This is a genomic window from Neobacillus sp. SM06, from assembly GCF_050496765.1.
GTDB lineage: Bacteria > Bacillota > Bacilli > Bacillales > Cytobacillaceae > JAEVLT01.
Genome location: NZ_JBNWEO010000022.1, coordinates 1 through 21956 on the forward strand (window position 1 = coordinate 1; position 21956 = coordinate 21956).

Sequence of the window (21956 nt, forward strand, 5' to 3'; positions counted from 1 at the left end):
AATAGTGAAAGTTTTTGCATCAAAATTTTTAGAGTTACCAACACAAGATGAAGTTGCATCCTCTAAAGAGTGGAATTGGGAACCTTATAGCAATGAAGTATATCGTATATATGCATCTGGTAAATCTACTTCTTCAAGAGAATCAACTTATGCAGCGGAAAAAGATAATCGTTCCGACTCAGATAGGCCAAATGAAGGAATGATCGTTGCTTAATTGAATAGGAGTCTTTAAAACTAGTTTAAAGACTCCTTTAGAAAGATTGTGCTCCTTTAAAGTTATCAACTCAGACTCCCCTCTTCACAGCGGGCAATTTTTGATCAAATCCATTCGATTAAGGGTCAAAAAATCATTAGTACCCATTCTCCATATATTATTGATCAAGCTGATATTAACGATTATATTTTATTCCGAAATCATCACGGTACAACGATCGATTCAATTTAAAAATATGGAGCTATTATTTTCCTCACTATTTTTAATGTGCGAAGAGGGTGTAACGTTGTTGACAGGCCCTGCTGCCAAAGGACTTGAATTTGATTACGTGTTCATTGTATCGCTGAATCAAGGAATTTTTCCAGACTTTCGGGCCGAGAAAAATGAACGTTCGCTGGAGGAAGAAAGAAGAAATTTCTTTGTAGCCATCACCCGCACAAAGAAGAAATTATTTTTAAGCTACACACATAAAAAACAAACGAGGATCGGATATATGAATCAAAGCCCTTCACAATTTTTATATGAGGTTGGGTTGCTTTAAAAGAAGCAAGAAGAGTTTTCTCTTGCTTCTTTTTCGTACTATCGAATTATCGGTTGACTCATTTTTGCGGTTGCGGAACATCGAGACATGGGGGCAATGAAACTCGCAAGCAAAATCAGGCTGCGAGTGAGAAGTAAATGATCCGGGAGAAATGGATTTGGATATCTTATCGTTATGACCACATTGTTTGCAGAGGAAATCGTCAAGACGTGCTGTTCTGCAATGCCTCTGGTTTTGAAGCTTTTTTTCACATTCCGCAACAGCTTCATGAAAAAAAGGAATGCACGAGTTTCCTTTCTGTTTATTTTACCGATTGATGTCTATGGAATGCCTCCGCATCTTGAAGTACCTTGAAGTATTCTATTTGCTTTTCCATATGAATCACCCCTTTATATTTACTATTTTTCTGCAAAAAGGAAATAGTATTCATTTTGCGGTATGTTTTACCCTGAGACATTTGACCATGCATTTTACAAAAGAACTAGGAAGAGCTGGAAGGCGGAAAAAGATTCCTTTTCAACAGAACGTGGAGAAAGGTTAGATTGGATTAAACATATTTTACAAGACTCGAATATAACTCCTCGAAAAGGATATGATAAGGCTAGAGATTCATATGATAATACTCATAGGGTTACATTTATGAATGAGGAAAATTACTTAGTCGTTATCTTTATTAATAAAAAGGGAGAAGGGAAATTTAAAACAGCATATTTAGTGGATAATGAAAAGGCAGCGGAAAAAATAAGAAATAGTCCAGTATGGGAAGGTCAATAAATAAAGAAAGGATAGTATCGTAGTTTGATAGCTATCCTTTGAATTTATTTGTTAGGGTTTTAGACAAATAAAAAACCACTGGTTATCTGGCCCAGTAGTTGAAGCCTTTACTGATCCCCTACTGTAAGTAAAGGATTATAAATAAATAATAGTAATATTCAATGTAGATGTCAAGTAAGAATTTCATAATGTCAAGGCCACTGGTTATCTGGCCCAGTGGTCGAAGCCTTTGCTCATCCTAAACTGTAAGTAAAGGATCATGGTATAGTTTATGCTTCTCCCTACCTTTATTATACCCCAAATTGAGAAAAAATAATAATAAAAAGGGAAGGCAGCACTCATTTATCCAATTATAATAGATGAAAAGTGACCAAACAGGCTCATCTCCATTCAAGGGGGTGGCCATTTTTTGTGTTTTATGGGGTGACATTCGCATTAAAAATGAACCGTGGAATTAGAAGGGAAAAGGAGTTGAAATAACCGCCTATTATATAGTGGAAACTCGGATATTTTAATCTATATTTTGCGTATTTTTATCCAATCAGCCTCACGGCGAGAGCGTTACGACAATCGGAAAGCCAACCTGGCTGATAATGGGAATGAACTGTTCCACTGTTTGCCACCTCCTCCTTTTGGAAAATACTCATTTAACCAGGAACAAGGCTGGATTGCGAACGAATCCAGCCCTGTTTCATTAGGCAAGGGTATAATCGGTTACATTACGCTCAACGACACGTGCCCCTGCTGCAGAGACTAATTTGCCGTTTGCGGTTAAGAATGCATCCGCCGCAATAATCTGATCCATCGATTGCTTGACGGCAGCCGGATCGACTGGTTCCTTTGGATTGTCAAGCGAGATTCTTGCAGACTTTCCCGTTTCGGTTGCAAATTGCAGTTCCAATGCTTTGGCCATTTTGGTCACCTCCTTGTTTTTTAAAAAAATTCATTACGCGATAATATCTGAACTGTCATTTCGTTCAACGGTGTTAAGCGGGTTGTTGCATAAAGCAGCAAGCGCTTGGGCGGTTTGGAAAAGTTGATCGGTTGTTGCTTCTTTTTTGATGTTTAATGACTTTGCTTTGTACAGGGTCTTTCCGTTTCCATCCACTCCGACTTCGAAAACAAGCCGAAGCTTTGATTGAATTAATGATGCCTGTGCCATCAGTCCATCACCTCCTTTCACTTTCTATATAGAAAGGAAGCGGGAAAAAGGACAGGTGAATTTTTCAAAATTTGAAAGCAGGGGCCCTACAACTCAAAAGTCTCGTGGTGAGAAGACTTCATGTCGTGTGCAAGTTGGAGCATTTTTAAAACAAGAAAAATGCAGAAGCGCTACTGAGGAAAGTGAAATCTGCAGGGTTTGATGGGTATGGTAAGTTTGAACGAATGACCATATATTCATTTGGGGGCAAAATGCAAGAGTGAAGCTTGCTGAAATGAAACCATATAAAATGAATCCCAAATGGGTATTTCGAAATTCCAAAAGTATTTTATCGGTAAAACCACGGGAAAAAGCTGATGAGGTTGTAGACTATCCTGACTTTGAATTTAACGGTTATTACTGGATATATATTAACAATGTCATTATTGTTTATGATGTCCTTGAAGTAGAGAAAAAGGTGCTGTTGATGCCTGTTATTCTGCTTTGACAGGTTTTACTCTGCACAGGTTTTATTGGAGAATATGACACTGATCCACTATAGTTTCTTTAGCATACTTCTTTTAAAGAAAGGTGAACGAGGTGGAATCTATGAAAACTAAAACCGTAGTTACAAAGCATGGCAATCAATTCAGAATAGATGCAAGAGAAGTAGCTCCGGTGTCACCTAGGTACAGAATGGAGTTTTTCGTTGATACTCCAATGCAGAAATGTTTTATCCTTAGCTTAACACATCAAGCAGCTCTTTTTTTAGCTTCTGAAGACCAAAACCTTGATCCTCCTGATTGGCTTTGGGAACAAGGCTGTGAAATGATTCAATGTGCAGCTGAGATTAATAGCCTTGAAAATGGCGATTTTGTTATTTTAGAAAGGCATGTCAAGCATAAGAATCGACTTACTATTGATCAACTAGACAAAAAAGCATGATCACTTTGGTACCTGTCACTACCTGAAATTTGTCGAGGATTGATCGATTTTCAGATTGCTTAAAAGTGATAGATTGGAATTGCAACTGAATAGTGTGAAGGTGGTTGGTTGTTGCTCTTCTTTCCTTATAGGAAAGGAGGTGATAATCATGGAAACATTTCTTGAAATTCTACGAGAAGTTCTGAAAGGGATCGTGCGTGAAGTTAGTGCCTATTTCTTTCGGAAAAATGTTCTAGAAAACAAGAAAACCACCCCGCGCCGTCGCAAGCAAAAGGGTGGTTCCCATAAAAAATAGTTTATAGACAACCACCACCCTGACGGTAGCAGTTGCAAGGAGAAGTGTTCGCGCACTTCTCTTTTTTATTATATGTTCATTATACACAAAAAAATGCAATTTTAAAATGGAAAAGGGATCTAGGATAAAGAGCAAAAACCGTTAAGCCGAGTGGAAATACGGATAAAAGGAAAATTCCCGCGGATAAAAAGCGAAAACGCATGGATAAAGATCGAATTCCCGCGGATAAAAAGGGAATTCCCGCGGATAAAAAGCAAAATCTCGCTGATAAAGTTGAAAACTCCGCGGATAGAAGACCAGAACCTCGCGGCGCCGAGCGGAAATACGGATAAAAGGAAAATTTTCGCGGATAAAAAGCGAAAATGCACGGATAAAGATCGAAACCCCACGGATAAAAAGAGAAATCTCGCGGATAAAGTGTCCAATGGTATGGATACAGTATATCGTGCCTGTCCGTATGAAAAAATTATCTTCTTTTTGACGAGTTTCTCCAATTTTTCATTGTTAAAACTGTGACTTTTGGAGTAAAATTAGAAGATTGATAGGGAAAAAGATACTTTTAAAAGTAAAATAAGTTACAAATATGGAGGGATTATGAAAAAGAAAGCCAAATGGAAAGTGATTGGATCTAGTTTGCTTGGTTTTGTAGTAGTGGCTGCTGCTGCGCTTTGGTTTGAATACCGCCAGCTTCAGCCCAAAAACCACTTCCAATCAGTCCCTGTTGTTTCTACGGTGAAGAAAGCATCAGATGAAAATTCGAAGCCGAAAAGTACGGTGAGTGCTCCTGCTTTTAACATTTTGATTATGGGGTCAGACGCGAGACCTGGCCAGAAAATTGGCCATTCGGATACAATGATGCTCATGCATGTCGATTTAGGGGAAAATCAAATTAACGCGGTAAGTATCCCTCGAGACACAAGAGTTCATTTAAATGGTTACGGGTATACAAAATTGACGAGCGTTCAATATATTTTACAAGCCGATAAAGGACCAAAGCAAGGAATTGAAGAGGCTGTTAATGCGATTAGTGAATTTACTGGCGTACCGATCAATTATTATGTGGAAACCAACTTTGAGGGACTGAAGTCGATGATCGATACACTCGGCGGAATCCAAATGAATGTACCTACGACTGAAAAAATCGGAAACAAAGTCATCGATCCAGGCCGTTATTTTTTCAACGGGGACACGGTGCTGGCTCTTGCCCGCGAACGTCACTCGCTTGCCAATGGAGATTATGGGCGGCAGCAAATGCAATTAGAGGCTCTAAAGGGCATTGCCAAGGAAGCGTTAAGCCCAGGTAATATTCCGAAACTGCCTTCTTTGGTCAATTCTGTTTCAAAATATATGATCGCAACCAACATGTCTACATCCGATATGGTTAGCCTGGGACTTGCTGCAAAAGACATCGACCCGAACAAACAGCTGCATTATGAACAGCATACAGGAGTGGGCAAAACCATGTACGACGACATCCTGCAGAACAACAATTCTCAAATCGTCATCGACCCGGAGCAACTTAAAACAACCATCAACAAATATTTCGAAAGCTGATTTCGTGACTAGCGCGATCTCGGAAGTTTGACCGCCTTTCGAAAAGGAAACAAGGGGAAGGTTCTCTTGTTTCCTGTCAGGATAGGAAGATTGAGAGATTGTTCATTTTTTCAAAAGTGTTAAAATAGAGTTGCAACTGTATATTGTTGGGGTGGCTGGGTTGTCTTCTTCTTTTCCTTCATTCATTGGGGAAAGGAGGTGATCATCCTGGAAACTTTTCTTGAAATCTTTCGAGTAGTTCTGCAAGGAATTTTGCGTGAAATAAGCGCCTATTTCTTTCGGAAAATCGTTCTAGAAAACAAGAAAACCACCCCGCGCCGTCGCAAGCAAAAGGGTGGTTCTCGCAAAAATAAATCTCATTGACAACCACCACCCTGACGGTAGCAGTTGCAGAGAGAAGTGTTAGAAGCACTTCTCTTTTTTATTATATTTCCATTATATATAAAAATATTCCGTTTTTAAAGGGAATGGTACTTCTGTTTCCTTAATTTCGTTTTGTTTTTTCAATATTTATTGATATTATAATAACGCATGTTGACCTCGGGCAAAAATCAAGTTAGTGTGGTGTATGTGTATTTTGCATAGGTTTATAGAGATTTAATCAAACGTTATTTTTATCTTGAAGAGCTCTATTTAAGATCCCGCTGAATATAGCTTATGCCGTTTGATGAGCCTTTTTTGAATGAGTAGAATTCTGTTTTCGGACAAAATTAAAAGAGAACCAGACGCATCCAGTTCCCTTACGTGTAAGCCAAAGCTATACACCGCTATTAGTTATATATTATGATACTGCAGTTTGTGCTATTCGTAAAATACAAGCCTAAATATAATTCGTTAAGCTAATTACTTTGTTTCTAAAGTTGGTTCCCATTATAGAGGTGTGTACTGGTATTGGTATGGCATTCTGAGCCTTTCAGACTCTGCATGGAATTTTCGAACAATTTGTTTCAATTCCGGTTTAGTTACTCCAAGCTTTTAAGTAGAAAAATCACAATGATAAAGTAATCCACAATGTGATATTTGATATACCAGTCTCACTTTGCAGATATTCCTTCAATCGTGAAGGCGGGTTTGTTTCCGCTAATTTCTATGCCATGATTATCCCTCAAGTGACGCATCAAACCATTGGTTGTTTTCCCTTTTACCAAAATGAATCGCTCCTATTTATAGCTATAATTTAATTATAAGGGTTAACTACCAAAAATACTATATACCGGCGTTGTTTTCACCCCCCTGCTCAGCTAAAGTATTAAAATGGTAAAGCAAAAAATACAGTTACGGCTAGCATTTTTGCAGCATATGGATCGGCTTTTAGATAAATAGAAAATGCTAGAAAAGAGTTGCAGCTGAATGTTGTTGGAGTGACCAGGAAGAGGGCGGTGCTTGTGTTCCGCAACCTGTTAAAACTGTCCGAGTTTTGTCGAAAAAAAGTTAATCAAACGTTTGATGAAATGACGGGCAGGATTGAGAAGAGAAGGTTTCATTCTGCGAGATTTGTCGGTGACCGTTGGTTTTAAAGAAGATAACTAAGGGGCGATTCATTGGCTGGTTCAAAGCACCGCGCGAACTTTAACGCGCGGTGCTTCATCGCGTGAGAAAGGTCAGTCCTTCATTTCAAGAATTACGACTTTTTTCAATTTCCGTTTGGCGCTGCTCCGCCACTGTTTGACGGCTGAAGCGGTGACATGCTCCCGTTTGGCAATTTCTTTGACTGAAAAATCGTTTAGGGATGTGTAAAGCACCCATTTCATTTCTTTATCAGTTAAATCAGCGCAGATGGACTGGAGGAATTCTGCTTCTAATGGCGGTTCTGCGTGCTTGTCCTGAACGGTGTCCCAATAGACTTCATCGGGATAGACAGATCGCTCTTCTTGTTTTCTCGCCTTTGTTAGTTCTGTCATGATTCTTCCCTTGATATACGAATAGGCATAACTACTGAAGGTGCCTTTTGCCTCATCGAAGTTCTTGTAGGCATCCCACAAGGCAATGAGTCCGGTTTGAAAAAATTCATCCTTATTTTTATAAATATGCAAACGGGCGATGATTTTGTAAATCATCGGGGTGTACTGTTTTGCAATCGGATCAAACTGTTTTGCTTCCACTTGCGTATCCCTTCAGGATAGCGCGCTACCAATGTATTCCCGGGTAGTTTTAAGATAGCGCGAATCCATCCTGACAGCGAACGAGCATTTTTTAATTTTGATGACCCAAAAAGCCCTTTTTATCAAAAATGGAGCGGATTTTTGAGAAAAGGGACGCAAAATTCCTATGTTTTTTTACATTCGGCATAGATTTCAGAAACATGGAGCTGGTTTTTGCGGAATGACGATTTGGACGGGTTAGTGGGTATGAATGGATTAAAGTACGTTGTTATCGAAAACAATTCAACAGCTTCGGCGATTGAAGATTTGTATGAAAGGATCAAAGTTCGTCGCTACCTAAAGAAAAGCCGCTGCTCCATCGGCCATTGAGTGAGGTGATTATTTTCCTTCAAGGTCAAGCGCTCTATATGCGGCATGGTTGCAGTTACAAAGTTAACAAGGATGCGGGGGGAGCGGTTCACTCGCTCTCCTATTATGCAGGAAGGTAACAGAGAATGGAACGTCAGCTTCATTTAGCCGAAATTTTTCCGAAATTTAGGCTCATAATAATCCTTTTTTCACCCTTTTGAAAGATGTCCTGCGAGATGATTTCATAAAACCGTAAAGATTTTAGATAATAATAAAGCCTGGAAGCGGTGTTGTTGTCAATATTCGGCATACTTTCCAGTTTTTCAATTTCATTCGGTGCGATTTCTACGTTAAACAGGTTTGCTTTTTCGTTCTGCAGACATTCTTCAGCATATTGGACAATATCGTCCTTTCGAACTTGGTACATTCTGCTGCCGTGTTTTTTACCACCAAATATCCCCTTTTTTGCACCTTCCAAAATTTTATTGTAATGGGACTTGTCTCCCTTATTTACGATGCGTAAAATACGCAAAACAATTTCATTTGCTTCAGGGATTGTCACATAGCCCGGATCCAAGTGATATTTTTTCACCAACCATAATCCCCCCAGAACCTTATTACTATGTTTTATGGGGAATAGGACGGTATTATGACTCCAAAATTGTAAAAGAGAAGGTTTGTTTTGCTACTATGGATTTTGATTTGTGAAGGATTGAGCAATTTTGAATGATAAATAAGTGATTGAATGGAAATCTATGTGAGGGTGGGCGATTGTCGTCTTCTTTCCTTTATTGGGAAAGGGGGAGGTAATCATGGAAACGATTCTTGAACTGGTTCGTGAAATTTTGAAAGGGATTGTGCGAGAAGTTTCTGCATATCTCTTTCGAAAAAATGTCCTAGAGCACAAGAAAACCACCCGACGCCTTCACAAGCAAAAGGGTGGTTCTCAAAAATAATCTACATGGACAACCGCCACCCTGACGGAAGCAGTTGCAGGGAGAAGTGTTCACGCACTTCTCTTTTTTATTATATGTTTATTATACACAAACTAATTCAGTTTTAAAAGGGAATGGCATGTTTGTTTCCTTTGGCATCATTATTTGACAATCTTCTTTCTCTGTTCGGGGTGGGGAAGTCTTATTTAACATGGGATTGAGCCAAGTTTAATCAAACGTTTGATTAATGATACAAAAAGGGGATTTTGTCGAAAGCTGTAGCCCTATCATGGACGGAGCAATAGCAATGAATCCTAAACCCTCAAAATTCTCATGAAGAAGAATGCAAGGAATTCTTTACATTTCAAGAAGCGGTATGTCCCCGTTTGACATCCCGGATCATGCTAATCCACAGCGGCCCTCTCCAAAGCCCATTTCATACAAATCCTGGTAGTAGGCTTTCTCAAACTGGTTGTTTAAAATTCCGTAAAAATAGGCAATCGGCTTTTTGACCGCATGGGTGAACTTTAGTTTGCGAATCAGCTGCTGGAAGGAATGATTGGCAATCGTGAGCATCCGTTCTGTTTGCGTTTCGCTATTGTTTCGGTATGCGGCGATTTTTACCATATGCCACATTTCTTCGATTGTTTTGGCTTCAGAGAAAAAATACTTTGCCTGCTGAACAAATGGCTGTGGTACGCGGTCACTGACAAAGGTATGGTTCAATTCGGACGGTTCTTGTTGACGTTTCTTTATCTTTTGATTGTTTGGTTTAGAAAGATTACTGGTTTCCTTATGGTGGTTCGTTTTTTCCACTTTTGGTGGTTCATTTGCAGGAAAACGATTGAAAACATATAAATTGCTTGATTGCGATCCGTTTTTTCGCTCGGTTTCATACACGGTCAAGATGCCGAATTTTATGGCTTTTTGCACCATTCGTTTAAAAGTGGAACGGGAAATGCCGTTGTTTTGGTATTCTTCATGAATCGCTTTTAAGATCGTACCGATTTTTGCATTTGCGACTCCTGGAATTTTTGCCGAAAACCGAGCAAGCCGTTTCAGTCCGATCCATTCTCCCTTGGAAAAATCTTGTTTTTTCTCCGCCAGCCACATTTCAAAATGATCATTAAATTCCTTTAGCGTTTTAAATTGTGAATACGATTCAAATTGTTCAATTTTGCCTGATTTCATCTTCATCGATCTGCACCGTCCTTTACTTTCTAAATATGGATGGGCGGGCCAAAAGGACAGGTTGGATGTGTGACAAATTGGTGAACAGTTTAATATCGAGGAGAGTAGATGAGCGAGCGGATCGTGTAAATCCTGCGGAAAACCTCTCGTTGCCAGCCGAACGTACGGATAACCGGAAAAAAGAACAAACTCCCACGGCAGTGAGCGGAAATACGGATAAACGGATGATTTTCACGGATAAGGTGAGAATGACCGCGGATAAAAAGCAAATTTCCGCGGATAAAAAGAGAAAACCCGCGGATAAACGGGAAAACTCCGCGGATAAAAACCGAAATCGCGCGGATAAAAGGAAAAACCCCCTTATCGGAAAGGGGGTGATAACCATGAAACCATTTCTTGAATTGCTTCATGAAGTTCTGATCAAAACCGTCACGGTGGAACAGCGCTTATGCTGCATCATGCAGGAAACGAGGATCATTGTAGTAAATCACTTCTGATAAAATTTTACAGCCTTTCATGTTCTGAAAAGCTTCTCTTGCTTCTTCCTCGGTTTCAAATTCAAACATTGTAATTTCTGTATCTACATAACGAGTAATAACCCACATAAAAGTGCCTCCTAAATTTTTATACTATCTGCAGGGTATAAACATTTATAACCTGATTTATTGCTACAGTCTAAGGATAATGCAATAATTGAAATAAATAAAATGCTAATAATTTATACTAAGATATAAATAAAATCTATATCATATTTATTTTGGGAGGATTCAATGGATTATCGCGATTGGGAGATACTGAAGGTACTTTATAGTCAAAAAAATTTAACAAAAGCGGCCAAACTTTTGTTTATTTCACAGCCTGCTTTAACCAATCGTTTAAAACATCTGCAGGAGGAATTAGGTGTCAAAATCGTAACCCGTGAAAGCCGTGGAATTCATTTTACCCCACAAGGAGAATATCTTGTTCATTGCGCGGATGAAGCCCTTGCACATTACCAAAAAGTAAAAGAACATGTCCGAAATATGAGCAATAACGAAAATAATACAGTAGCAGGTATTTTAAAATTAGGGGTATCGAATTTTTTTGCCAATTATGAGCTTCCTTCTCTTTTAAAGTTATTTAAAATGAAATATCCCCATGTGGAATTTAAAGTGACGACTGGTTGGAGCAAGGATATTACTCAGTTTATCCATAATAAGGATGTTCATGTAGCCTTTGTTCGCGGAAATTATAGCGATAGAGGGTTAAGGAAACATCTATTATTTGAAGAAACCATTTCGATTGCCTCAAAAGAAGAAATTCATATGGCCAATTTGCCGCACCTTCCAAGGGTGGATTACCAAGGGGATTTTTTACTAAAATCGTTAATTGATCATTGGTGGGCTGAAAACTATACTGAACCGCCTTTGATCAGTATCGAAGTAGACCAAGTGGAGACGTGTAAGGAAATGGTGATCAATGGTTTGGGCTATGGCATCCTGTCCAGTAGAATGCTTAACAATGCAGGGGATTTGTATAAAATCGACTTAACGGATCAAAAAGGGAAACCGATTTTACGCAAAACGTGGATGTTCTATCATAAGGAATCTTTGGAATGGAATGTCGTAAAGGCCTTTGTCAATTTTGTCGAACATATTCAGTATTAGTGCCAGGTACGATCGAGTATGGTAGCTGGGGCGGGATAAATGAAGGATTCCCGCGGATAAAAAGCAGAATCGCACGGATAATGATCGAAACTCCGCGGAGAAAACGCAAAACTCCGCGGATAAAAGAGTAGACCCCCGCGGCGGTGAGATGAAATACGGATAAAAGGAAAATTTCCGCGGATAAAAGAAGGATTTCCGCGGATAAAAAGCAGAATCGCACGGATAAAGATCGAAACTCCGCGGATAAAACGCAAAACTCCGCGGATAAAAGAGTAGACCCCCGCGGCGGTGAGATGAAATACGGATAAAAGGAAAATTTCCGCGGATAAAAAGCAGAATCGCACGGATAAAGATCGAAACTCCGCGGATAAAACGCAAAACTCCGCGGATAAAAGAGTAGACCCCCGCGGTGGCGAGATGAAATACGGATAAAAGGAAAATTTCCGCGGATAAAAGAAGGATTCCCGCGGATAAAAAGCAGAATCGCACGGATAAAGATCGAAACTCCGCGGATAAAACGCAAAACTCCGCGGATAAAAGAGTAGACCCCCGCGGCGGTGAGATGAAATACGGATAAAAGGAAAATTTCCGCGGATAAAAGAAGGATTTCCGCGGATAAAAAGCGGAATCGCACGGATAAAGATCGAAAGTCCGCGGATAAAAGAGTAGACCCCCGCGGTGGCGAGATGAAATACGGATAAAAGGAAAATTCCCGCGGATAAAAGAAGGATTTCCGCGGATAAAAAGCAGAATCGCACGGATAAAGAGCGAAACTCCGCGGAGAAAACGCGAAACTCCGCGGATAAAACGCAAAACTCCGCGGATAAAAGAGTAGACCCCCGCGGCGGCGAGATGAAATACGGATAAAAGGAAAATTTCCGCGGATAAAAGAAGGATTTCCGCGGATAAAAAGCAGAATCGCACGGATAAAGATCGAAACTCCGCGGATAAAACTAAAAATCTCCATGGAAATGCGAGGTTCAGCAGATTAAAAAAGGATACATAAATCATGTGATTTTGTATCCTTTTGCTCGTGTGATTGTTTACGTTCTTTCTCTTAATCGATCGGGAAGGCTTTGGATGGATTGGACAACTAGATCCAGCTTGGACTCGATTCGGTAAAGCAAATAGAGCGTTACGACAATCGGAAAGCCCACCTCACTGATGATGGGAATGAACTGTTCCACGGTTTGCCACCTCCTTTTTAAATGCAAAATCTCTGCTTTGAGAATTCCCTTAAAAACTAGTTTTCGCAATCAAGTTAACAACAAGGCTGGATTGCGAACGAATCCAGCCCTGTTTCATTAGGCAAGGGTATAATCGGTTACATTACGCTCAACGACACGTGCCCCTGCTGCAGAGACTAATTTGCCGTTTGCGGTTAAGAATGCATCCGCCGCAATAATCTGATCCATCGATTGCTTGACGGCAGCCGGATCGACTGGTTCCTTTGGATTGTCAAGCGAGATTCTTGCAGACTTTCCCGTTTCGGTTGCAAATTCCAGTTCCAATGCTTTGGCCATTTTGGTCACCTCCTTGTTTTTTAAAAAAATTCATTACGCGATAATATCTGAACTGTCATTTCGTTCAACGGTGTTAAGCGGGTTGTTGCATAAAGCAGCAAGCGCTTGGGCGGTTTGGAAAAGTTGATCGGTTGTTGCTTCTTTTTTGATGTTTAATGACTTTGCTTTGTACAGGGTCTTTCCGTTTCCATCCACTCCGACTTCGAAAACAAGCCGAAGCTTTGATTGAATTAATGATGCCTGTGCCATCTGTCCGTCACCTCCTTTCACTTTCTATATAGAAAGGAAGCGGGAAAAAGGACAGGATGAATTCGATTAAATTGGGATGGAGGGGAGGCCGTCTTTGTATCTCAACAATTTCGAAACGAGAGAAAACCCATGAACGCGAATTCTTCTGTCCTGCTACTTGGTAAACCCTTAAAGAATTTGTCGATGCAGGAGGCAGAGGGGGGACTTAAAATCATAACCATGGTAGAGGGTACAAGAGAAGTGTTACCGGTTGCTGGGGCATCTCTTTTGTATTATGGGGCCTTTATACATACAATTAGTTTTGAAGAGAAAAGAAACATTGGGAACAACGCGGCGGTTCTGGTCAGTACTGACACGACAAAAAAGAACCGACCCTGGGTTTCCGGAAAGTGGTGATTTTCTGTGTTGAAGTTGGGATTAAAAGGCGCTTATCAGCCGGAACAGCTATATGACCGTCTAAAGTACAAACCAGATATTATTGAGTTGCATTTGCTTGATGATGATTTGTTTGGGGACAAACGATACCAATTGGAGAGTACGATTTCGATGTTGTTGAGCCAGGGGTATGAGGTTTTCTTGCATCATCCATCCAAATATAGAGGCAGATTTTTAAATATTATTCACGAACAACAAGAGGATTATCTTTACTATCATTTGTCTTCCCAAATTCTTGCGGAAATTTGTTCTGCTCATTCGATTCGGTGTGTGATTCATCCGCATTACATTAAATCGGAAACCACGATCATTCATAAAGAAAATACACTAAAAATGGTGCGAGAAATGGAGAAAATTTTGACATATGGAAGGGATGTATTCTTATGGGAAAATTCCATTTACGGTCTTTTTACAGCGGAAAATCCGAGATGGTACGAGGATTTTATCAAGCCATTGAATTTGCCATTGGTTTATGACATCAGCCATGCGTTTATTTCTTTTAAAGGGGATAATCAGCTGCTTTTGAAACAGATGGAAAGGCTCGATCCTTCTATTCACTATTTTCACGTGGTTGACAGTGAAGGAAAAACCCATGATGGGCTGCCATTGGGCGCTGGCCGCATTCAGTGGGAGCCGATTATTCCGTTTTTACTTAACAGGCCGTACATCTATGAAATTGCCCTTAAAGATCAGGCGGATGCAACCGAAATGGTCGAAAGCCATCTTTATCTTTGTGCCAGAAACCATCCGAATGTTGTAGAAGATTAACGAAGATCGTATCATTTGCCTAAACCAGATAGTGGAGAAATTTAAGAAGACACGGGGACAGAAGGGACAGACCCTGCGTTTTTGAGGTTTTATGAGCAGAAGAACAAAATCTCTACGCACATTTAAGCACAACTAGCAAACATATCTGCTAGTTGTGCCTTTTTCGCGCAAAACTTCCGATTGTCCTCTAGAACAGCCGTCCCTGTGTTTCTAGTTATTTTCCTTTTTTCTTTTTTGATGGATCGACAATGAGTTTGTTTTTCGGAACAGTTTCCAATGTGATTTGGATATGAATATTTTTCTCATCAATACAGCTCACATTGGTCACTTTTCCTTTTCGGCCTTTGATTTTCAGTTCGTCTCCTTCAGAAGGAATACGTTTTGACAGCTGGGTTAATAAAAGATTTTTGTTTTCAAAATAAGAAACCACAAACATTTTGGCCTCACCCGCAATTTGCATTTTTCTTATAAAATATGTGGGCACGATTTCCTTTAGACCCGTTGATCAGAAAAAAAGTGACATGCAATTTTTGAGCGGGGGGAGACACAAGTACCGTCCCGATGTTTCTTATTTTTTCGGGATTTCACATCCATTTTCATCACAAATCAAACCGTCACTGTCTTGGCCGTTTAATCGGGTGATTTCATCTGTTGTGATGATCTTTTGGATGGCTTCGATAAATACTTCCGTCGGCTGGGCACCGGTGAGGGCATATTTTTTATTAATAAGAAAGAACGGGACAGCGGTGATGCCGTATTCTCTCGCTGTCTGTTCATCTGCCTGAACAGCTTCGGCCATCTCATTGCTTGCGAGCATTGCTGCGACGGCTTCGCGATCCAAGCCAACTTCAGCTGCTAAATCAGTTAATGTTGCATGATCGCCAATATGTTTCGTTTCGGTAAAATAGGCACGTAAAATACGCTCGGTCATCTCACTCATTTTCCCTTGGGCTTTGGCAAACATCGTCAATCGGTGAGCATCAAAGGTATTGGTTAAAATCTGGTTGTCCAGTTGATAATCCAGTCCCACTTCCTTTGCCATCTGAACGATGTTTCGCGTGCTGGCTCTTGCTTGCTCCATGCTCATTCCATATTTTTTCGATAATTTTTCGTAAATGTTTTCTTTCACATCTCTCGGGGATGTCGGATCCAATTCGAAGCAGCGATAGATCACTTCGATCGGATGGTTTATTTTCTGAATCGCGTCCTCCAGACGCTTTTTGCCAATATAGCAAAATGGTCAAGCAAAATCGGTCCACATTTCAATCTGCATGTTCTATCCCTCCATTACATGACTTCTTACATAGTATAGCGAATCTGCTTGTGTTTAACGAATAATCTGTTTAGGACTGTTGTATATATACTAGTTAAATGGGGAATGAAAAGGTAATGACTGATTTTAGACGGTTTCGGTGATTCGATTAGGATCTAAATAGGTTAACAATCGTGTCAATGGAATAAAGGGGTATGTTCATTAATTCATTCACAAGAAGGTGGTAGCATGGTCAAAATAAAAGATGTGACTGAAGCACTCAACAATATTGATCATGAACTTGCACACAAATGGCAATCCAATGATTTGATCAAAAAGAACTTGGCCACTAGTTACGAGTATTGGTTAGAAGACACTGGGATCCCCATCCCGCTAAAGGACTATATTCTTCAATACATTGAAAATGCTCCTTTTCTTGGCGGAATTTTTACATTGGAATGATTTTGAAGAAAATGGATGATCCTTTCAACGTTCTGAATGCTGTTTATTGCGGAAAGCTTTAAATTTATCAGGGAATTCTTAAAAATGCTTTAACGAATTGTACACCTGTCCGATATTAAAATGAGACGGCTCTTGTTCGCTATAAGATGGTGGCAGCACAAGAACCGTCCCTAAATTTCAGAAGAGGGAGTACATTTCAACATGAAAAGCATTACAAGTTTAAGAGTTTTTCGTTTCAGTATTCGAAAAAAATTATTGCTTGCATTTTTATTCATTTTATTGATTCCTTCCATTACAATTGGAATTACTGCCTATTTGAATGCAAAAGAAAAAATTCAAGAAAAAATTCAATTAAGTTCGCAGGAAAATGTCGATGTGATTAATCGGTATTTAACAAGCTACATTAAGCCGAAAGTCCATGATGCCTCCTATTTTGCCAGTCTCCTTCACCAATCCTCCTTTTCTACTAATGAGGCGCAAAATATGATTCGTTCTTTTCAACAGTACAAAGCTTTGCATCCGGAAGTTGCTGCGGTGTATGCAGGTTCGGAACAGGGGAATTTATTCATTTATCCATCGGCGGATTTGCCGGCAGGCTTTGATGCGCGTACACGTCCATGGTACATTAAGGCAAAATCAATGGATGGAAAGGCGATTATTACTGAACCGTATGTAGACGCAATTTCAGGTGATGTTCTTGTCACGGTCGCACAAAAGTTAAAGGATGGCTCGGGCGTTATCGGGATTGATTTAAGTTTATCCGCTTTAAAGGAAGTAACAAACGGAATTAAAATCGGGAGAGATGGATATCCTTTTGTGATCAGTGCAGAGGGAAGGTATCTTGTTCATCCTACGAAAAAGCCCGGAACGAAGGCAAGCGGTATGTGGGTCAAACCGATGCTTACCAAGAACAGCGGGGATCTATCGTATGTATTGAATGGGCAAAAGAAAGAGCTGAGTTTTGCAACAAATAAGTTAACGGGCTTAAAGGTTGCCGGAACCATGGCGTTAGATGAGGTGAAACAGGATTCAAATCCCATTTTAAAAACCACATTGTTGATTGTCGGACTTTTCGTTATGATCGGTGCCGCTCTCGCATACTTGATTGTTCATTCCATTACTAAGCCTTTAAACCAGTTGGTGGCGGTGACACAAAAGGTGAGTGAAGGGGATCTAACTCAACAGTTTCCTGTCAAGAATCACGATGAAATCAATCAATTGGGGGACAGTTTTAATAAAATGGTTGGCGCCCTCCAGGAAGTCATCCACCACGTTGGAGGAAAAGCAGACCAGCTTGCGGCTTCTTCTGAGGAACTAATGGCAAGCTCTGAGCAAAACAGCAAGGCGACTGAACAGATTGCCAATTCGATTCAAGAGGTTGCTGCCGGGACGGAGAAGCAGACAGACAAGGTAAAGGATGGCAATCACATTATAAGGGAAATATCATCAAAAATTAGACAAATCGAAATGCATGCACAAACTGTTTCACAAACCTCACAAGATGCTGCTGGCATTGTTGTGAGCGGTAATGAGGCGATTCAATTATCATCCAAGCAAATGGGAAATATCAGTGAAACGGTTCAAAGTCTTGGAATCGTGATTCAGACGCTTGGAGAGAGGTCAAGAGAAATTAACCAGATTATTGAAGTGATCTCGGATATTGCGGCGCAAACCAATCTTTTAGCCTTAAATGCGGCAATCGAAGCGGCGAGAGCTGGGGAGCATGGAAAAGGTTTTGCGGTTGTAGCCGATGAGGTCCGGAAATTAGCGGAGCAATCCGCGCAATCGACTGAGGATATCAGACAATTGATTACATCAATTCAAAAAGATACAAACAAAGCGGTTCAATCAATGGACAAAGGATCGGCTGAGGTGGAGAAGGGAATGGTTCTTGTTCAAAAAGCAGGAGATGCCTTCGATCAAATGGATCAATTTGTCAACCGGGTAATCGCCCAATTCCAAGAGGTTTCAGTGTCGATTCAAGAAACAGCCGGCGGTGCCGAAGAGGTCGTTGAAATCGTCAATCGAATTGAAGAAATTGCCAAGCGTACAACGGGCGAAACCCAAGATGTTTCCGCTGCAACCGAACAGCAACTAGCATCCATGCAGGAAATTGCAGCTTCCGCATCCTCCCTCGCCCAAATGGCAGAAGAACTGCAATATTTAATTAGGAGGTTTAAAATCTAGCAAACAAGAAGAACAGGAACGGATCTGCTTTTTTTGAAAAGAAGCGGGTGACCGTTCCTGGTTTCTTATTTACCTACTGCGACAGGCTCAAATACACTTACTAAACAAATTGAAAAAAATTTAGAGATGTAAATAAAGAGAATAGAGGCTATCTTGCGTTGCAGAAAGCGGTTCAAAGAAGATTTGTGGATGTCGAAAAATTGTCAAAAAATTAGAGGAGGATTTTTGGTTATTTTGTTGAAAATGGTTTAGTATGTTTTTCTTTTTCACCCCCAAATTCCCTCGAAAGGACGATTCCTCATGACAAAAGAATATCTTGATTTAAAAATGGATTTTATGTTTAAACAGTTGTTTGGCCAGCCAAGCAGAAAGGCGATCACCATTGCCTTCCTCAATGATCTACTTCATCGCAAAGAGAACGATCCGATCACAGATGTTCAATACGAGAACACGGAGTTAATGAAAGAAAGTGACGACGGCAAAACAAGCAGGCTGGATGTCTTGGTATTTACTTCTGGCGGAGAGCGAATCAATGTCGAAATTCAAATGATCAACCAGCACGATATGCCTGAGCGAGTCCTTTATTATTGGTCCCGGCTTTTCTCAGCTTCAATATCATCTGGCCAAAATTATTCCGAGCTTACCCCGACAATCATGATTACCATCCTCAACTACCCACTATTTCCTTATGAAACGGATAATTTTCACACTGTCTTTCATGTTAGAGAAGATACTGAACATTTCATCTGGAGTTCCCATTTGGAAATTCATGCGATTGATTTATCTCAATTTGTGGTAAAATGGAAGAAATACAGCCGCGAAATAAAGGAAAATCCACCAGCAGAATTGCCTTGGCTAATGATGCTTTCAGCCGCCGATTACGCTAAAAAAAGAATCAATGAAGATTTTTTTCGTGAATTGGAGGAATTTTCGATGAATGAACAAGAAGTGCGTGAAGCATTAATAGAATGGGAAACCTTAAGTGCTAATAAAGAAAATAAAGCGCTGTACGAAGCGCGCCTAAAATTTTTGCGTGACCAGCTCTCAAACATAGTAGGAGAACGCCGAGCTGGAAAAGAAGAAGGGTTTAAAGAAGGAATGAAGCACGGAATTGAGCAGGGTATGGAACAAGGAATGAAGCAACTGATTCAAAATATGGTGAAAAACGGTGTGACGGTAAGCAAAATTGCAAAAATGACGGGTATTAGGGAAGAAGAAGTACGGGAACTACTGAGTGAGAAGTGAATCAAGCTTCCATATAATTTCGATGAAATATAAACTGGAGGTGTTTCGATGAACGAACAAGAAGCACGTGAAGCATTAATAGAATGGGAAACATCAAACGCTAATAAAGAGAATAAAGCGCTGTACGAAGCGCGCCTAAAATTTTTGCGTGACCAGCTCTCAAACATAGTAGGAGAACGCCGAGCTGGAAAAGAAGAAGGGTTTAAAGAAGGAATGAAGCATGGAATTGAGCAGGGTATGAAACAAGTAATGGAGCAAGGAATGAAGCAAGGAATGAGGCAACTGATTCAAAATATGGTGAAAAACGGTGCGACGGTAAGCGAAATCGCAAAAATGACGGGTGTTGGGGAAGAAGAAGTACGGGAACTACTGAGTGAGAAATGAATCAAACTCTTGAAGAACTTTAAAAAAAACGATCAAAAAAGGGAAAGCCTGCAATTAGCAGAACAATCATGATCAATATGGCGGATGCTGCTTAAATGAAAAAATAATAATAGAACGACAAAAGGCACAATAGGTTTGTTTTCCCAGTTATGCCTAAAGACTACTTTGATAAGAGTTTGATATATTGGCTATTTCTGCAGAAAGTGTAATACAATTCTTATCCAACCGAAAAAAGGCGATCCATAACGGCATGCTCAGCGATGTTCCCCAAAACATTCCGACCCGGAAATTCCCTTGCCTTTCCATGAGAATCACTCCTCGTAAAAAGTGCAATATACAATAAATAGTTCCTTTTTAACCAGATTCTAAACATCGACTGTGAGTGCTCTCAAAGTTTGGATAAGTGTAACATGTTTTTAAGATGAAATAATAAGAAATATGTCTGCGAACACCCCAATTCTTTTTGACAAAAGCGGCACAATGCGAAAAAGCGACCGCCGCAATTTTCTGATTGAAAGCTGCGAGTGCCGCTCTTATTTTATGATTGAAAATTCTCCGTGAACACTTTTTTGACTTCTTTTGGATCTAGGACGATTTGGTCATTTTTTGCTTTTAAAATATCATCGTAAAGCTTTTGACCGGAGCCACGAAGCTGGTGATAAGTTAATTGTTTCGTAGGATCAAAATCTTTTACAGCCATTCCGAGACTGAGCATGTCTTCTGTTGACATGTTCGTCGCTAAAACATAGTCGGGAATGGATTTAATGAGTGAAGGGAGCTTTGTGATATTGCTTGGCTCCAACGCTTTTTTTGCAATCCCTTTCAGCGCTTCTTCTTGTAATTGCTGGCGGCCGTACTCACCATTTTGCAAGGAGTAGCGTTCATGAACAATCTCTGTCACCATTTTGCCATCAAGGGAATGCGTTCCAGTAGAAACGATTTTATTGACGTTTTCAGGATACCATGGGTGCGTTAATTTCACATCAAAGGGTACGTCCATCTTGATTCCGCCGACGGCATCTACCATTGACTGAAAGCCCCAATAGTTGGTTTCTACATAGTAGTTGATGGGAACTCCAGTTAATTCTGAGACGGCATTTACTGCGGCTTCAACCCCTTGCTTTTGTCCTTTTTTTGCCTGCATGATATATTGAACACTTGTAAGTTTCGTATATCCATATCCATCTAAATGAACACGTGTATCGCGAGGGATGCTGACAGCTTGAAATTCATTTTTCGTTAAATCAACATGAACGAGCATCATGGAGTCAGAATGACCAATATTTTGCCCTTTTCGTTCATCTGAGCCAATTAACAGAATATTAAATACCGGATTGTCCAATTTTTTTACGGTTTCCACGACAGCATCTTTTGAGTTGTTAGCTGATTTTACGACAGGAACCGACTTGAAGTGATTTTTTGGCTGCAGCTGGTAGTATTCATAAGCAAAGCCGGCACCAGCTAGAATAAAAACAGCCAGAATGCTGAAACCCGCCACTTTCCACACACGCTTCTTTTTATTATTCATTATTGCCTCCGAAAGTAAAAAATTGTGATAGGTCTATTTTACTCCATTTCGCTGCAAGAAACTATCCAAAATTTGTCGAAAGCAGGGGGAATATAGGGAGCGGTTCTCTGTATTCTCCTCCAAAATTAGGAAAAATATATGAAAAACGAAATTGCCATGAGGTGGATTTGTTTTAGGCAAAAAAAATGAAAAAGTATGCTCTTTGTAGATGGTTTAATCCCTAAACCAAACAATCCA

The 21956-nt window shown here is 40.1% G+C and carries 27 protein-coding genes; 15 read left to right on the forward strand and 12 right to left on the reverse strand.

Annotation, left to right across the window (positions count from 1 at the left end; translation table 11 throughout):
• From ACQYAD_RS18230 to ACQYAD_RS18240, 3 genes are all read left to right on the forward strand, one after another.
• Positions 1 to 214: hypothetical protein (locus ACQYAD_RS18230; RefSeq protein WP_430240491.1), on the forward strand; the 214-nt coding region annotated here is incomplete at its 5' end.
• A gap of 100 nt (positions 215 to 314) precedes the next feature.
• Entirely contained in the window at positions 315 to 755 is a 441-nt protein-coding gene (locus ACQYAD_RS18235; RefSeq protein WP_430240493.1) for a 3'-5' exonuclease, read from the forward strand.
• A 639-nt stretch (positions 756 to 1394) separates the two neighbouring features.
• Positions 1395 to 1529: a hypothetical protein gene (locus ACQYAD_RS18240; RefSeq protein WP_430240495.1), complete on the forward strand. Its 135-nt coding sequence runs from the start codon at positions 1395 to 1397 to the stop codon at positions 1527 to 1529.
• 694 nt (positions 1530 to 2223) lie between these two features.
• Here the strand turns inward: ACQYAD_RS18240 and ACQYAD_RS18245 are convergent.
• On the reverse strand, positions 2224 to 2442 hold the full coding sequence (locus ACQYAD_RS18245) for a DUF2922 domain-containing protein (protein WP_430240497.1): 219 nt from the start codon (positions 2440 to 2442) through the stop codon (positions 2224 to 2226).
• Positions 2443 to 2475: 33 nt separating this feature from the next.
• Positions 2476 to 2691, reverse strand: coding sequence for a DUF1659 domain-containing protein (locus ACQYAD_RS18250; protein WP_430240499.1), 216 nt, complete (start codon positions 2689 to 2691; stop codon positions 2476 to 2478).
• Between the two features lie 259 nt (positions 2692 to 2950).
• Here ACQYAD_RS18250 and ACQYAD_RS18255 point away from each other — a divergent pair, with 259 nt between their 5' ends.
• From ACQYAD_RS18255 to ACQYAD_RS18270, 4 genes are all read left to right on the forward strand, one after another.
• A complete protein-coding gene (locus tag ACQYAD_RS18255; protein WP_430240501.1) occupies positions 2951 to 3178 on the forward strand; it encodes a hypothetical protein in 228 nt (75 codons plus the stop codon).
• A 101-nt stretch (positions 3179 to 3279) separates the two neighbouring features.
• Positions 3280 to 3615 carry a hypothetical protein gene (locus ACQYAD_RS18260; RefSeq protein ID WP_430240502.1) on the forward strand — a complete coding sequence of 112 codons (336 nt, stop codon included), beginning with the start codon at positions 3280 to 3282 and terminating at the stop codon, positions 3613 to 3615.
• A gap of 148 nt (positions 3616 to 3763) precedes the next feature.
• The gene (locus ACQYAD_RS18265; protein ID WP_430240504.1) at positions 3764 to 3910 is read left to right on the forward strand and encodes a hypothetical protein; all 147 of its coding nucleotides are present in this window, start codon (positions 3764 to 3766) and stop codon (positions 3908 to 3910) included.
• A 594-nt stretch (positions 3911 to 4504) separates the two neighbouring features.
• Positions 4505 to 5464, forward strand: coding sequence for an LCP family protein (locus ACQYAD_RS18270; protein WP_430240506.1), 960 nt, complete (start codon positions 4505 to 4507; stop codon positions 5462 to 5464).
• Between the two features lie 1601 nt (positions 5465 to 7065).
• Here ACQYAD_RS18270 and ACQYAD_RS18275 read toward each other — a convergent pair.
• Positions 7066 to 7566, reverse strand: a complete 501-nt coding sequence (locus tag ACQYAD_RS18275) for a sigma-70 family RNA polymerase sigma factor (protein WP_430240507.1) — start codon at positions 7564 to 7566, stop codon at positions 7066 to 7068.
• Between the two features lie 213 nt (positions 7567 to 7779).
• On the opposite strand from ACQYAD_RS18275, the gene ACQYAD_RS18280 reads away from it, so the two are divergent.
• Entirely contained in the window at positions 7780 to 7935 is a 156-nt protein-coding gene (locus ACQYAD_RS18280; protein WP_430240509.1) for a hypothetical protein, read from the forward strand.
• Positions 7936 to 8074: 139 nt separating this feature from the next.
• Here the strand turns inward: ACQYAD_RS18280 and ACQYAD_RS18285 are convergent, their stop codons facing one another.
• Positions 8075 to 8509, reverse strand: a complete 435-nt coding sequence (locus ACQYAD_RS18285; RefSeq protein WP_430240511.1) for a hypothetical protein — start codon at positions 8507 to 8509, stop codon at positions 8075 to 8077.
• 217 nt (positions 8510 to 8726) lie between these two features.
• Between ACQYAD_RS18285 and ACQYAD_RS18290 the strand changes: the two genes are divergently transcribed.
• Positions 8727 to 8870: a hypothetical protein gene (locus ACQYAD_RS18290; protein WP_430240512.1), complete on the forward strand. Its 144-nt coding sequence runs from the start codon at positions 8727 to 8729 to the stop codon at positions 8868 to 8870.
• A gap of 378 nt (positions 8871 to 9248) precedes the next feature.
• On the opposite strand, the gene ACQYAD_RS18295 is transcribed toward ACQYAD_RS18290, so the two are convergent.
• A complete protein-coding gene (locus ACQYAD_RS18295; RefSeq protein WP_430240514.1) occupies positions 9249 to 10046 on the reverse strand; it encodes a hypothetical protein in 798 nt (265 codons plus the stop codon).
• A 440-nt stretch (positions 10047 to 10486) separates the two neighbouring features.
• Entirely contained in the window at positions 10487 to 10645 is a 159-nt protein-coding gene (locus ACQYAD_RS18300) for a hypothetical protein (RefSeq protein WP_430240516.1), read from the reverse strand.
• 165 nt (positions 10646 to 10810) lie between these two features.
• Here ACQYAD_RS18300 and ACQYAD_RS18305 point away from each other — a divergent pair, with 165 nt between their 5' ends.
• Positions 10811 to 11686, forward strand: a complete 876-nt coding sequence (locus tag ACQYAD_RS18305) for a LysR family transcriptional regulator (protein ID WP_430240518.1) — start codon at positions 10811 to 10813, stop codon at positions 11684 to 11686.
• A gap of 1043 nt (positions 11687 to 12729) precedes the next feature.
• Here the strand turns inward: ACQYAD_RS18305 and ACQYAD_RS18310 are convergent.
• From ACQYAD_RS18310 to ACQYAD_RS18320, 3 genes are all read right to left on the reverse strand, one after another.
• Positions 12730 to 12873: a YvrJ family protein gene (locus ACQYAD_RS18310; protein WP_430240520.1), complete on the reverse strand. Its 144-nt coding sequence runs from the start codon at positions 12871 to 12873 to the stop codon at positions 12730 to 12732.
• A gap of 117 nt (positions 12874 to 12990) precedes the next feature.
• Positions 12991 to 13209: a DUF2922 domain-containing protein gene (locus tag ACQYAD_RS18315; RefSeq protein WP_430240522.1), complete on the reverse strand. Its 219-nt coding sequence runs from the start codon at positions 13207 to 13209 to the stop codon at positions 12991 to 12993.
• 33 nt (positions 13210 to 13242) lie between these two features.
• Positions 13243 to 13458, reverse strand: a complete 216-nt coding sequence (locus tag ACQYAD_RS18320) for a DUF1659 domain-containing protein (protein WP_430240499.1) — start codon at positions 13456 to 13458, stop codon at positions 13243 to 13245.
• 402 nt (positions 13459 to 13860) lie between these two features.
• Between ACQYAD_RS18320 and ACQYAD_RS18325 the strand changes: the two genes are divergently transcribed.
• A complete protein-coding gene (locus tag ACQYAD_RS18325; protein WP_430240524.1) occupies positions 13861 to 14661 on the forward strand; it encodes a TIM barrel protein in 801 nt (266 codons plus the stop codon).
• 214 nt (positions 14662 to 14875) lie between these two features.
• On the opposite strand, the gene ACQYAD_RS18330 is transcribed toward ACQYAD_RS18325, so the two are convergent.
• Both ACQYAD_RS18330 and ACQYAD_RS18335 read right to left on the reverse strand, forming a co-directional pair.
• Positions 14876 to 15097, reverse strand: coding sequence for a hypothetical protein (locus ACQYAD_RS18330; protein WP_430240526.1), 222 nt, complete (start codon positions 15095 to 15097; stop codon positions 14876 to 14878).
• Positions 15098 to 15229: 132 nt separating this feature from the next.
• Entirely contained in the window at positions 15230 to 15889 is a 660-nt protein-coding gene (locus ACQYAD_RS18335) for a DsbA family oxidoreductase (RefSeq protein ID WP_430240578.1), read from the reverse strand.
• A 273-nt stretch (positions 15890 to 16162) separates the two neighbouring features.
• On the opposite strand from ACQYAD_RS18335, the gene ACQYAD_RS18340 reads away from it, so the two are divergent.
• From ACQYAD_RS18340 to ACQYAD_RS18355, 4 genes are all read left to right on the forward strand, one after another.
• Positions 16163 to 16375, forward strand: a complete 213-nt coding sequence (locus tag ACQYAD_RS18340) for a hypothetical protein (protein WP_430240528.1) — start codon at positions 16163 to 16165, stop codon at positions 16373 to 16375.
• A gap of 201 nt (positions 16376 to 16576) precedes the next feature.
• Positions 16577 to 18562 carry a HAMP domain-containing methyl-accepting chemotaxis protein gene (locus tag ACQYAD_RS18345; RefSeq protein WP_430240530.1) on the forward strand — a complete coding sequence of 662 codons (1986 nt, stop codon included), beginning with the start codon at positions 16577 to 16579 and terminating at the stop codon, positions 18560 to 18562.
• A gap of 300 nt (positions 18563 to 18862) precedes the next feature.
• Positions 18863 to 19807 (forward strand): Rpn family recombination-promoting nuclease/putative transposase, encoded by a 945-nt coding sequence (locus ACQYAD_RS18350; protein WP_430240532.1) that lies wholly within the window; start codon positions 18863 to 18865, stop codon positions 19805 to 19807.
• Positions 19808 to 19855: 48 nt separating this feature from the next.
• The gene (locus ACQYAD_RS18355; protein WP_430240534.1) at positions 19856 to 20191 is read left to right on the forward strand and encodes a hypothetical protein; all 336 of its coding nucleotides are present in this window, start codon (positions 19856 to 19858) and stop codon (positions 20189 to 20191) included.
• A gap of 538 nt (positions 20192 to 20729) precedes the next feature.
• Here ACQYAD_RS18355 and ACQYAD_RS18360 read toward each other — a convergent pair.
• A complete protein-coding gene (locus tag ACQYAD_RS18360) occupies positions 20730 to 21719 on the reverse strand; it encodes an LCP family protein (RefSeq protein WP_430240536.1) in 990 nt (329 codons plus the stop codon).
• Positions 21720 to 21956 lie beyond the last annotated feature (237 nt).